The 11258-nt window shown below is 74.1% G+C and carries 12 protein-coding genes; 6 read left to right on the top strand and 6 right to left on the bottom strand.

Features of this window, described 5'->3' with window-relative positions; all coding sequences use genetic code 11:
- The coding region (locus ASF38_RS07335) for a cupin domain-containing protein (RefSeq protein ID WP_056574834.1) at window positions 1-1150 on the top strand (1150 nt) is incomplete at its 5' end.
- Window positions 1151-1177: 27 nt separating this feature from the next.
- A complete protein-coding gene (locus ASF38_RS07330) occupies window positions 1178-2086 on the top strand; it encodes a sucrase ferredoxin (protein ID WP_055961134.1) in 909 nt (302 codons plus the stop codon).
- A gap of 6 nt (window positions 2087-2092) precedes the next feature.
- Here the strand turns inward: ASF38_RS07330 and ASF38_RS07325 are convergent, their stop codons facing one another.
- The gene (locus ASF38_RS07325; protein WP_055961131.1) at window positions 2093-2971 is read right to left on the bottom strand and encodes an SDR family oxidoreductase; all 879 of its coding nucleotides are present in this window, start codon (window positions 2969-2971) and stop codon (window positions 2093-2095) included.
- Between the two features lie 564 nt (window positions 2972-3535).
- Here ASF38_RS07325 and ASF38_RS07320 point away from each other — a divergent pair.
- Window positions 3536-4390, top strand: a complete 855-nt coding sequence (locus tag ASF38_RS07320) for an exonuclease domain-containing protein (protein WP_055961128.1) — start codon at window positions 3536-3538, stop codon at window positions 4388-4390.
- A gap of 7 nt (window positions 4391-4397) precedes the next feature.
- On the opposite strand, the gene ASF38_RS07315 is transcribed toward ASF38_RS07320, so the two are convergent.
- Genes ASF38_RS07315 through ASF38_RS07300 form a run of 4 tightly spaced genes read right to left on the bottom strand, consistent with a single transcriptional unit; the run spans window position 4398 to window position 7790 of the window.
- The gene (locus ASF38_RS07315; RefSeq protein WP_056574831.1) at window positions 4398-5249 is read right to left on the bottom strand and encodes an alpha/beta fold hydrolase; all 852 of its coding nucleotides are present in this window, start codon (window positions 5247-5249) and stop codon (window positions 4398-4400) included.
- 32 nt (window positions 5250-5281) lie between these two features.
- Entirely contained in the window at window positions 5282-6082 is an 801-nt protein-coding gene (locus tag ASF38_RS07310) for a 1-acyl-sn-glycerol-3-phosphate acyltransferase (protein WP_056574828.1), read from the bottom strand.
- A gap of 1 nt (window position 6083) precedes the next feature.
- Window positions 6084-6794 (bottom strand): lysoplasmalogenase family protein, encoded by a 711-nt coding sequence (locus tag ASF38_RS07305; protein ID WP_056574825.1) that lies wholly within the window; start codon window positions 6792-6794, stop codon window positions 6084-6086.
- Between the two features lie 9 nt (window positions 6795-6803).
- Window positions 6804-7790 carry a GGDEF domain-containing protein gene (locus tag ASF38_RS07300; RefSeq protein WP_056574822.1) on the bottom strand — a complete coding sequence of 329 codons (987 nt, stop codon included), beginning with the start codon at window positions 7788-7790 and terminating at the stop codon, window positions 6804-6806.
- 128 nt (window positions 7791-7918) lie between these two features.
- Between ASF38_RS07300 and ASF38_RS07295 the strand changes: the two genes are divergently transcribed.
- Genes ASF38_RS07295 through ASF38_RS07285 form a run of 3 tightly spaced genes read left to right on the top strand, consistent with a single transcriptional unit; the run spans window position 7919 to window position 10617 of the window.
- Complete coding sequence (locus ASF38_RS07295; protein WP_056575380.1) at window positions 7919-9058, top strand: acyl-CoA dehydrogenase family protein; 1140 nt, start codon at window positions 7919-7921, stop codon at window positions 9056-9058.
- Window positions 9059-9076: 18 nt separating this feature from the next.
- Window positions 9077-9838, top strand: coding sequence for an SDR family NAD(P)-dependent oxidoreductase (locus tag ASF38_RS07290; protein WP_056574820.1), 762 nt, complete (start codon window positions 9077-9079; stop codon window positions 9836-9838).
- Complete coding sequence (locus ASF38_RS07285; protein ID WP_056574817.1) at window positions 9835-10617, top strand: enoyl-CoA hydratase/isomerase family protein; 783 nt, start codon at window positions 9835-9837, stop codon at window positions 10615-10617. Before ASF38_RS07290 ends, ASF38_RS07285 begins: the two co-directional genes overlap by 4 nt.
- Here ASF38_RS07285 and ASF38_RS07280 read toward each other — a convergent pair.
- Window positions 10589-11258: TetR/AcrR family transcriptional regulator (locus tag ASF38_RS07280; RefSeq protein WP_082480567.1), on the bottom strand; the 670-nt coding region annotated here is incomplete at its 5' end. The two genes, ASF38_RS07285 and ASF38_RS07280, sit on opposite strands and share 29 nt — an antisense overlap.

The raw sequence follows: 11258 nt of genomic DNA, 5'->3' as shown, positions 1-11258 counted from the left end.
CCCCGTCGGCTTCGCCGCCGACACGTGGGGTCGGGCGCCGCTGCTCACCCGCGCGGCCGACCTGCCCGCGCGGTTCGACGACCTGTTCGGCGAGTCCGCCGTCGACGAGCTCGTGTCGACGCACGGGCTGCGGACACCGTTCCTGCGCGTGGCCAAGGACGGCGCGACGCTGAACACGCGCGGGTTCACGTCGGGCGGTGGCGTGGGGGCCGGCATCGCCGACCAGGTCGACGACACCCGCCTCACGTCGTTGTTCGCCGACGGCGCCACGCTCGTGCTGCAGGCGCTGCACCGCACGTGGCCCGCCGTCGTCTCGTTCTCCCAGGCCCTGGTGGCCGACCTCGGGCACCCGGTCCAGGTCAACGCCTACGTCACGCCACCGCAGTCCCGCGGGTTCGACGACCACTACGACGTGCACGACGTCTTCGTGCTGCAGATCTCCGGAGCCAAGCACTGGCGGATCCACGCCCCGGTGCACGAGGCGCCGCTGCGTGACCAGCCCTGGACCGACCGTCGTGACGCGGTGCGGGTCGAGGCGGAGCGCGAGCCGCTCATCGACGCCGTGCTCGAGCCCGGCGACGTGCTCTACCTGCCGCGCGGCACGCTGCACGCTGCCACCGCGCTGGGCGACGTGAGCACGCACCTGACCTTCGGCGTCCACACCTGGCACCGGCACCACGTGGCCGAGGAGCTGGTCACGGCCGCGCTCGCGGTGGTCGCTGACGACCCCGACGTGCGTACGTCGCTGCCCCTGGGCGTCGACGTCGCCGAGGCAGGCGACCTCGAGGCGCACGCCGAGCTGGTGCGCGACCGGCTGCTGTCGGCGCTGCGCTCCGTGCCCGTCGAGACCCTGGCGGCCGCTCTCGGGGCGCGCGACGACGCATCCGGGCGCCCTGAGCCGGTGGGCCCGCTGGCCCAGCTGCGCACGGCGCAGGGCCTCCACGACACCACGCCGCTGAGGCTGCGCGAGCAGCTGGGCGCACGCCTCGACGGCACCACGCTCACCGGCCGCGCCGGAGCGGTCGACGTGTCCGCCGTCGACCCCGGGGCGGTCGCCGCCCTGCTCGACGGCCAGGCCGTCCCGGCCGGGTCGCTGGGGCTCGACGCAGCCCGCCGGCTGGTGTCGGCCGGCGTCGTCGTGCCCGCGTGACCTGCTGCGCTGCGAGAGGATCGGCTCGTGGCCGACCTCGATGACCTGTGCGCGGCGCGGGCCCGTGAGCGGTCCGACCCGCTCACCGGCACGGCCCTGCACGTCCGTCGGTTCCTGCTCGTGGAGCACCAGGGACCGTGGCCCTTCCACGCGCTCGAGTCCGAGGGTCTCGACCCGGACGTGGTCGCCCGGCTGGTGGCCGCCACGCGAGAGGTCGGCGCGCGCACGATCCTGATCCGTCGTCCGGGTCGGCGGTCCGAGGCGTCGGGCCGTCGGGCGTGGGCAGTGGCGGACGTGGAGGACGGCCGCATCCGCTGGGGCGCCTGGACCGATGCCGCGGACCTCCTCGAGGCGTGCGCGGTGCTGCGCGAGGACTCGGGCGGACCCGGCTGGAGCGACGAGGCCGCGGTGCTGGTGTGCGCGCACGGACGGCACGACACGTGCTGCGCCGTGCGCGGTCGCCCGGTGGCCGCTGCGCTGGCCGAGCGGCTCGGCGACGTCGTGTGGGAGTGCAGCCACGTCGGTGGCGACCGGTTCGCGGCCAACGTCGTGGTGGTGCCCGACGGCACCTTCTACGGCGGTCTCGACGCCGACACCGCGGTCGGCGTCGTCGAGGAGCACCTGGCCGGGCGGGTCACGACCGCGCTCCTGCGTGGCAGCAGCGCCCTGCCGCCGGCTGCGCAGGCCGCGGCCGTCGCGGTGCACGAGCGATGGGGCCCGGCGGGCCCGCGTGACGTCCGCTCGGCGCAGGTGGACGACCTCGGTGACGGACGCTGGAGGGTCCGGCTCGACTGCTCCGGTCCGTTGCCGTCGGCCGTGGTCGCCGACGTCCGCGCGGTGCACCGCGACCCTGCCGTGCTCACCTGCCAGGCGCCCCGTGCGACCTCCGCCCGTGCGTTCGTCGTCGACGCGCTGAGCCCTGCAGCGTCGGCCTGAGTCGGGTCAGCGCGGCACGAGCGGCTCGTCGCGGGTGCGACGCAGCAACGTGGAGGCCTTGCGGTTGAGCAGGCGCATGGCGGTCGTGTAGCCGAACGGCGCGAAGCGCTGCGCCAGGTGCCCGACCTGGATGTCGCGCGACGTGAAGACGAGGTAGCGCCCCTTCTCGATGCCGCGGAGCATGGCGTCGGCTGCCTCCTCGGGGGACACGGCGTGCTTCTCGAACCGTCCGACGGCCTTGGCGACCCGGGGGTCGTCGCGGTCCACGCCGACGATGTCGACGGTGCCGACGAGCGGCGTCCGGACCGCGCCGGGGCAGACCAGGGTCACGCCGATCCCGTGCTGCTCGAGGTCGAACCGCAGGACCTCGCTCACCCCCCGCAGGCCGAACTTGGCCGCGCTGTAGGGCGCGTGCAGGGGCAGTCCGAACAGGCCCGCCGCGGACGAGACGTTGGCGACGTGCCCGCCGCGACCGGCCTCGATCATGCGGGGCACGAAGGAACTGAGCACGTGGATGGGACCCATGAGGTCGATCTCGACGGTGCGTCGCCAGTGCTCGGGGCGCAGGTCCTCGATACGTCCCCAGGTGGAGATGCCGGCGACGTTCAGCACCACGTCGACCGCGCCGACGTGACCGTGCACCTCGTCGGCGAACGCGCTCACGGCGTCGAGGTCGCTGATGTCGAACGCCGCGTGGTGCAGCACCGAACCGCCGGCGGCGTGCACGAGTGCGACGGTCTCGTCGAGCCCGTCGGCGGCGACGTCGGTGAGCACGAGGCGCCCGCCCCTCGGGGCCAGGCGCAGCGCCGTGGCGCGACCGATGCCGCTGGCGGCACCGGTGATCACGACGGTCTTGCCCTCCAGGGAGGTGCGGGTGCGGGCCATGGTCGTTCCTCTCGACGAAAACCAGTGCGATCGTACCAGTTGATGTATCGCAGCGCGACGGCTTCACGCTCCGTCAGCGAGGTGGTCGGGACCACGTCACCCGGGCCTCCCCCTGCGGCTGCGTCGGCTGCGGTCGACGTCGCGGCGGCCTCCGAAAGGGCCTCGACCGGAGCGGGACCAGCGCCCCGCCCGAGCCCCCGACCTGCGGCATCCGTTTCGGACACTTCCGGGGCACGTTTCGGGGTCGAAGTGCCCCGAATGTGTCCGAATCGGCGCGGGCCCGGCGTTTTGACGCGGTGACGTCGGTTCGTGCGTCCGAAATCGACACCAAGTCGTCAGAACGCGGGGCGGGGCCGGAGAGATCGGGTGGGTCCGGTGCCCCTCCTCCGTCGAGGCCCTTTCGGAGGCCACCTTCGAATCCCGCCGCGCCGACGCAGCCGCAGGTCCACTCTTCGGACAGTTCCGGGGCGGTCACCCCGGTCCCAACGCCCCGGAAGTGTCCGAATCGGAGCGACGCGACCGGCCGCGCGTCGGTGCCGGAAAGCGTCCGCCTCGACCCCTAGCGTGATCCCCGAGGACGAGGGAGAGGCAGGTGGTCGGGCGATGCGGGCCAACCGGTTCGACGGCTTCTGCTCCGCGTGCGCCCAGCACGTGCACGCCGGGGCCGGGCACCTCACCGGCACGCCCGGGGCCTGGCGCACGTGGTGCGTCGCCTGCTCGCCGCGGCCTCCGCAGCGCGGCGACCACGACGGGTGGCACCGGCTGCCCCTGGCCTCGCTCGACCTCGAGACCACCGGCACCGACCCCCTGCGCGACCGGGTCGTCAGCTACGCGCTGCTCGACGAGCCCGGGTTCGAGATCACCGGGCTCGTGCAGCCCGGTGTCCCCGTGCCCGAGGCGGCGGCGCAGGTGCACGGCATCACCGACGCGATGCTGGCCGACGCGCCCACGCCCGCCGAGGCGCTGCCGGTCGTGCTCGACTGGGTGCAGACGCTCGTCGAGCGCCGGGTCGGTCTCGTGGTCTTCAACGCCTGCTACGACCTGTCCATGCTGCGCGCCGAGGCGGTGCGGCACGGGCTGACCCAGCCGGACTGGGACCGGCTGCTCGTCGTCGATCCCTATGTTGTCGACTGGGGCGTCGAGCGAGGCGGTCTCGGACGTCGGCGGCTCGGCGACGTCGCCGCCTACTACGGGGTCACGCTCGACGGTGCGCACGACGCCACGTGCGACGCGGTCGCCGCGCGGCAGGTCGCGGTCGAGCTGGCCGCCCGGCACGCGCACGTAGGCGGCCTCGACCTCGACACGCTCATGGCCAGCCAGCGATCGTGGTACGCCGAGCGTGCCGAGGACTGGAACGCCTACGCCCGCAAGGCCGGGCGCGACCTCGACGACCCCGCCGGCTGGCCGCTCGTCGGCTGACGGGCGCCTACGCCACGACGGTGCCGCGGACCCGGGCGAGGATCGCGGCGGCTGCGGCCGCCGGCTCCTCCTCGGGGATCCAGTGCGACGTGCCCTCGAGCACCGTGTAGCGGTAGTCGGCCGTCACGTGCTCGCCGCACGCGTCGGCACCGGACCGGCCGATCGCCAGGTCGTCGGTGCTCCACACGTAGGTGGTGGGCACCTCGACGGCGGGCAGGTCGCCCAGGTCGGACGTCATGGCGCGGTACCAGGCGAGGGCGGCGGTGAGCGCCCCCGGCTGCTGCAGCTGCGCGACGTAGGCGTCGACGAGCTGGTCCGGGACCGCGCCCTGGTACATCGCCCGCAGGCGTCGGGCGTCGTCCTCGAGCAGGAGGGTCTCGGCCTTGCCCTCCTGGCGCAGGAGCCCGATGTAGGAGGCCTTGTCCTTCGCCTCCTCGTCGCCGCGCAGGGCGGCGTTGTAGGCGGCCAGGTGGGGGACCGAGAACGCGGTGAGGGTCCGCAGCCGGTGTCCGTGGTGGGCGGCGACGTACCAGGCCACCGCCGCACCCCAGTCGTGGCCGACGAGGTGGAAGGTCTCGAGGCCGAGCGCGTCGGCGAGGTCGACCACGTCCTGGGCGAGCGCAGCCGTCGTGTAGGCCTCGACCGCGTCGGGTCGAGCGTGAGGGGAGTAGCCCCGCTGGTCCGGCGCGACGACGCGCAGGCCGGCCTCGGCGAGCACCGGCGCGACCTCCGACCACGTCAGGGAGGTCGCGGGGAAGCCGTGCAGCAGCACCACGGGCTCGCCGGAGTCGGGGCCGGTCGTGCGCACGTCGAACGTCAGGTCGCGGACGGGGACGGGCTCGGTCTCGTCGAACGTCATGTGCCCATCCTCACGCACGGCGGGGCCGCCGGTCAGGAGGGCGGGGCGCCGATGCGCTGGAGCGCCGCCGCGTCGAGCGCGGCGCCGGTGGCGACGTCGGGCGCGGTGCCGCCGCGGTCGGCGTGCACCCACCAGCGGTCCGCGTCCGAGGCCGGCTCCTGGGGGTAGTGCGCGACGGCGTCGTCGAGCAGGTCCTCGAGGGCGGTCCTCAGGCGCATCGTCAGGTCGTGGACACTCTCACCCTCGACGGGCAGCAGGGCCTCGCCCACGACCACGTCCACCACCACGCCGCGGCGCAGGGTGCGTCGGCCGTCGACGGTGAGCAGCCGGTGTCCGCCCCACACGACGCACGGCACGAGCGGCACCGGGGCGCCCGTCACGCGCGCCCCGTGGAGGGCGAGCCCGGCCGCGCCCGGCTTGAGCGCCTTGACCCGGAACGAGCGGCTGATCGTGGCCTCCGGGAATACGCCCACCGCCTCGCCGTCGGCCACGAGACGCCGGGCGCGTCGGTAGGCGCTCGCCCCGGCCCAGCGCTCCACCGGGACGTGGCCCATGGCCCGCATGGCCCGGCCGACCAGCGGCAGCTCGAACACCGAGGCCTTGCTCATGAAGCGGACCAGGCGGCCACGCTCGCGCGCGGCCCAGCCGACCAGCACGAAGTCGAGGAAGCCGGTGTGGTTGCTCGCCAGCACCACGGGACCCGCTGCGGGGAGGTTCTCCAGGCCGCGTCCTCGCAGTCGGACGCCCCATAGGCGCAGCACGACGGCGCCCAGCCGGTTCACGACCCGGTAGGTGCGATCGGTGCGGTGGTGTCCGCCGGTGCCACGTGCCACGTCAGGGGTTCGGCGCGGACGGGGTCTCGGACGGGAAGCAGTCCGTGGCGCGCGCGACGTGACCGGTGCGCAGGCCCCCGGCCGCCAGCAGCAGGATCGCCGCGCCGTAGAGCGCCATGATCGGCACCGACACCACGGCCGACCCGGGATCGACCCGACCGGCCTCGCCGAGGGCGATGATGCCGTCGGAGACCAGGAACAGCCCGCCACCGACACCCGCCAGGCGGTCGACGGTCGAGGCGGTCACCGCCGTGGCCAGGAGGAGCGCCGCGTAGACGGGGATCACCGGGCGCAGGTCGGCGGCGAGTCCGCCCCAGGCCCACGCGACGACCACGACGCCGGCCACGAGGTACAGCGCGACCAGCGCGACGGACGGCCGGTGCACCCGCAGGGCCCCGGCGCGCACGAAGAGCGTCACGAAGCACACGTGGGCCGCGGCGAACGAGGCCATCCCGGCGACGAACAGGTCGTCGAGCTCGAGGAGGAGGTCGCCCCCGAGGCAGAGCAGGAGTGCCAGGGCGAGCAGGCGTGGACCGCGGGACGTCAGCACCCAGGCGACGAGAACGGGTGCGAGCAGGCACTTGGTGACGCTGTCCCAGGGGGTCACGTCGGCGGCCAGCAGCACGAGGTGCACGACGAGCACCCCGAGGAAGGCCGCGACGAACGGGGTGGCCGCGCGCCACGGCGCACGAGCGGTCTCGAGCAGGCTCATCGGCGCAGGCTACCCCGCGGGGGCGAGGTCGCGCGGGTCGTCGGTGACCCCGTTCTCGACGCGGCGGGAACGCTTGTCCTCGTACATCGAGACGTCGGCCCGCCGGAACGCGGCGTCGGCCGGTTCGTCGCCGGGGTACACGAGCGACCACCCCACGGAGACCTCCACGTCGTGCTGCGCGAAGGACGCGCGATAGCGCCGCAGCATCTCCCCGAGCGACCGTGGGGACACGTCCTCGACCAGCACGGCGAACTCGTCGCCGCCGTACCGGGCTGCGGTCTCCCCGTCGCGTTGTGCCGCGGTCAGGGCGGCGGCGACTCGTCGCAGGACGGCGTCTCCCTCGGTGTGGCCGAGGTCGTCGTTGACCGCCTTGAGACCGTCGACGTCGGCGACGACCACGGCGGCGAGATCGCCGTACGCGCTCGTGCGCACGGCCGCGTCGGCCAGCAGGGCGTCCCAGCCGCGTCGGTTGACCAGGCCGGTGAGCGCATCGGTCTGGGCCAGCGCCTCCGCGGAGCGCCGCGCGCGGTCGCCGCTCTCGAGCCGGCGCGCCAGGGACACGTGGGCGCCGAGCAGGTGGCTCAGCAGGCCCAGGAGCTCGACGTCGACGTCGGCCGACTGCTGGAGCGGTTCGACTCCGAGACCGCAGAGCATGCCGAACATCTCGCCCTCGGCGTCGATGATGGGCTGGCTCGCGTAGCTGCGCGTGGCCCCGATCGTGAGGTCGCGGTAGTCCGGGTGGGTCGTCACGTCCTCGACGACCGGGTCGGCGCCCAGGTCGACGACCCGCCGGCAGAAGCTGTCGGCCCAGTCGCGCCGGTCGCCGACGGCGATGAGGCTCTCGCCGCCGACGTGCAGGTGGACCTGCTCGCCCCCGACGACCCGGTTGACGGACCAGTCGCTGATGGGGGTGTGCTTCCGCAGGTACGCCACGACCCGGTTCGCGACGGCGCTGAACGTGTCGGAACCTTCGGGCGGGAGGTCGAGGGTGGTCATGCACCCATCCTGCCCGGGGCCCGGTGGCCGTGAGGTGCGAACCGGAACGTGGCCGGTACCAGAACGGGAGCGACGGTACTCACCCTGGTACGCTCGGGCTCGTCCAGACCATGGAGGGGAAGGCCGTCATGCCCGTCGAACGCCTCATGCCGACCGAGGAGTCGGCCGACCTCGTCGCGCTGACCCGCGAGCTCGTCGACGACAAGCTGCGACCGCGCGTGGCCGAGGCGGAGGCCACCGCCACGTTCCCGCGCGACGCGTTCGCCACCCTCGGTCGCGCCGGCCTGCTCGGGCTGCCGTACCCGGAGGAGCTGGGGGGCGGCGCCCAGCCGTACGAGGTCTACCTGCAGGTGGTCGAGGAGATCGCCTCGGCGTGGGCCAGCGTCGGTGTCGGCGTGAGCGTGCACGCACTCTCGTGCTTCGGACTGTTCGAGGCGGGCACGGACGAGCAGAAGGAGCGCTGGCTGCCCGACATGCTCGGCGGCGACCTGCTCGGGGCCTACTGCCTGTCCGAGGCGCACGCGGGATCCGACCCCGCCGCCATGCGCACCAAGGCCGTCCGGCAGGGGGACGAGTACGTCATCAGCGGCGCCAAGGCCTGGACCACCCACGGCGGGCAGGCCGACTTCTACAAGGTCATGGCCCGCACCTCCGACGACGGCGGGAGGGGCATCTCCTGCTTCCTCGTCCCGGCCGACGCCGAGGGCCTCACGGCCGACGTCCCCGAGCAGAAGATGGGCCTCATGGGCTCCACCACCGCCACGATGCTGTTCGACGGGGTGCGCGTGCCGGCCGAGCGACGCCTCGGGGCGGAGGGCCAGGGGCTGGCGATCGCGCTGGCGGGGCTCGACGCCGGACGCCTCGGGATCGCCGCCGTGGCCGTCGGGGTGGCCCAGGGCGCGCTCGACGCCGCCGTCGCGTACGCCAAGGAGCGCGAGACCTTCGGGAAGGCGATCATCGACCACCAGGGCCTCGGGTTCGTGCTGGCCGACATGGCCGCGGCCGTCGACTCGGCGCGTGCCACCTACCTGCACGCCGCCCGCCTCAAGGACGCCGGCCGTCCCTACGGTCGCGCGGCGTCGGTGGCCAAGCTCGTGGCCACCGACAACGCCATGAAGGTCACCACCGACGCCGTCCAGGTGCTCGGGGGTGCCGGCTACACGAAGGACTTCCCGGTCGAGCGCTACATGCGCGAGACCAAGGTCATGCAGATCTTCGAGGGCACCAACCAGATCCAGCGGCTCGTCATCAGTCGTCACCTGAAGTAGAGAGAGAAGGACACCCCCATGCAGCTCACCGGAACGTCTGCCGTCGTCACCGGCGGTGCCTCGGGCCTCGGCGCGGCCACCGCCGCCGAGCTGGCCGCCGCCGGCGCCACCGTCGTCGCGATCGACCTGGCGCAGTCCATCGAGAAGGCGCCCGACGTGGACGGCGTCGTCCACGTCGAGGCCGACGTGACCGACGAGGGCCAGGTGCGCAACGCCGTGGCCGCCGCCGGTGAGCACGGTCCGCTGCGCGTGGCCGTCAACTGTGCCGGCATCGGCACCGCCGGGCGCGTGCTCGGCAAGGGCGGTCAGGGCATCCACGACCTCGCCGCGTTCGCGCGGACGATCAACGTCAACCTCGTCGGGTCGTTCACCGTGCTGGCCGTCGCCGCCGAGGCGATGGCCGCCACCGAGCCCCTCGAGCACGGCCAGCGTGGCGTGGTGGTGAACACCGCGTCGATCGCGGCCTTCGACGGCCAGATCGGGCAGGCCGCCTACTCCGCCAGCAAGGGCGGCGTCGTGGGCATGACCCTGCCGGTCGCGCGCGACCTCGCGCAGTACGGGATCCGCGTCAACACCATCGCCCCCGGCATCATCGACACCCCCATGCTCGCCTCGGTGGGCGACGACATCCGCGCGGCGCTGGCCAAGGGCGTCCCCTTCCCGCAGCGACTCGGTCGTCCCGAGGAGTACGCCCAGCTGGTGCGCATGATCGTGGAGCACGACTACCTGAACGGCGAGACCATCCGCATGGACGGCTCCCTGCGGATGGCGCCGCGATGAGTGGGGCCGTGGACGGTGGGGCCCCCGTCCTGCTGAGCGTCGCCGACGGCGTCGCCCACGTCGAGCTGAACCGGCCCGACGCCTCGAACACGATCGACCTGCCGTGGACCGAGGCGTTCACGAGCGCGCTGCAGCAGGTGGGCGACGACGACACCGTGCGTGTCGTGCTGCTCACTGGTCGGGGCCGCATGTTCTGCGCCGGAGGCGACCTCGGCGCCATGGACGCGGCGCCCGACCGGTCGGCGTACCTGCAGGAGCTGGCCGACGCTCTGCACGTGGGGGTGCGTCTGCTCGACGGCCTCGACAAGCCGGTGGTCGTCGGGGTGCACGGCGCTGCGGCGGGCGCGGGCCTGTCGCTCGTGCTCGGCGGCGACCTGGTCGTGGCCGGTCGGTCGGCGTCCTTCGTCACCGCCTACACGTCGGTCGGCCTGACGCCCGACGGAGGGCAGTCGTGGCTGCTGCCCCGGGTGGTCGGGCTCCAGCGTGCGCTCGAGCTCACCCTCACGCCGCGTCGGCTCTCGGCCGACGAGGCCCAGGAGTGGGGGATCGTCGGGCGCGTCGTGGAGGACGAGGCGGTGGCCGACGAGGCGCACGCGCTCGCTCGACGTCTGGCCGACGGTCCGGCCGCGGCGTTCGGCCGGGCGCGACGTCTGCTGCGCAGCTCCTACGACACCGGGCTGTCGGACCGGCTCGACGTCGAGGCGCGCACCATCGCGGCCTCGGTGGCCGAGCCCGAGAGCACTGCGCTGATCACGCGGTTCCTGTCACCCCGTCGCTGACGACGCCGCCGGCGGCGGCCCCGCCGAGCACGGGCTCGATGCACAGCTGGAGCACGTCGACCAGGGCGTCGACCAGGTCCTCGCGGGAGCGCGCGCCCGGGTCGGCGAGCCAGCGCGACACGACAGCGTCGGCGAGTCCCACGAGCCCGGTGGCGTAGACGTCGCGCAGGGGCAGCCGGCCGGAGGCGTCGGGACCGAGGAGCTCGCCGGCGATGGACGCCACGACGGTGACGACCACGTCGGTGATGCGATCGACCGGGCTGCCGGACCCGGGAGCCGACGGGAGCGCGCGCACGAAGTCGTAGAGCGGGCGGTGGTCGAGGACGAAGTCGAGGTAGGCGTCGAGCGTCCCCCGCAGGCCCGCCTCGATGCCGTGGTCCGCGGTCATGCGGGCGATCACGTGCTCGAGCAGCATCGACACCACGCGGTCGGCGATCGCGACGTCGAGGTCGTGCCGGTTCTCGAACTGGCGGTAGAGCACCTGCCGCGTCACGCCGCAGGCGCGGGCGATGGACTCCACGGGGGCGTCGGGGCCTTCGCGGTCGAGCACCTCGATCGCCGTCCCGGTGATCTCCTCGCGCCGGCGCTCCCGGTGCCCGACCCAGCGGCTCGCGCGGCCGTCGGGCGGGCCGGGTGGCGTG

This window comes from Aeromicrobium sp. Leaf272 (genome assembly GCF_001422865.1).
Classification (GTDB): domain Bacteria; phylum Actinomycetota; class Actinomycetes; order Propionibacteriales; family Nocardioidaceae; genus Aeromicrobium.
The sequence above is the reverse complement of the archived record's forward strand: the minus strand, read 5'-3'. Positions and strand labels throughout refer to the sequence as shown.

Coding starts and splice junctions, on each gene's coding strand:
- ASF38_RS07325 (WP_055961131.1), bottom strand. CDS start 2,971: ATGGCCCGCACCCGCACCTCCCTGGAGGGCAAGACCGTCGTGATCACC.
- ASF38_RS07315 (WP_056574831.1), bottom strand. CDS start 5,249: ATGACGTTCGACGAGACCGAGCCCGTCCCCGTCCGCGACCTGACGTTC.
- ASF38_RS07305 (WP_056574825.1), bottom strand. CDS start 6,794: ATGAGCCTGCTCGAGACCGCTCGTGCGCCGTGGCGCGCGGCCACCCCG.
- ASF38_RS07300 (WP_056574822.1), bottom strand. CDS start 7,790: ATGACCACCCTCGACCTCCCGCCCGAAGGTTCCGACACGTTCAGCGCC.
- ASF38_RS07295 (WP_056575380.1), top strand. CDS start 7,919: ATGCCCGTCGAACGCCTCATGCCGACCGAGGAGTCGGCCGACCTCGTC.
- ASF38_RS07290 (WP_056574820.1), top strand. CDS start 9,077: ATGCAGCTCACCGGAACGTCTGCCGTCGTCACCGGCGGTGCCTCGGGC.
- ASF38_RS07285 (WP_056574817.1), top strand. CDS start 9,835: ATGAGTGGGGCCGTGGACGGTGGGGCCCCCGTCCTGCTGAGCGTCGCC.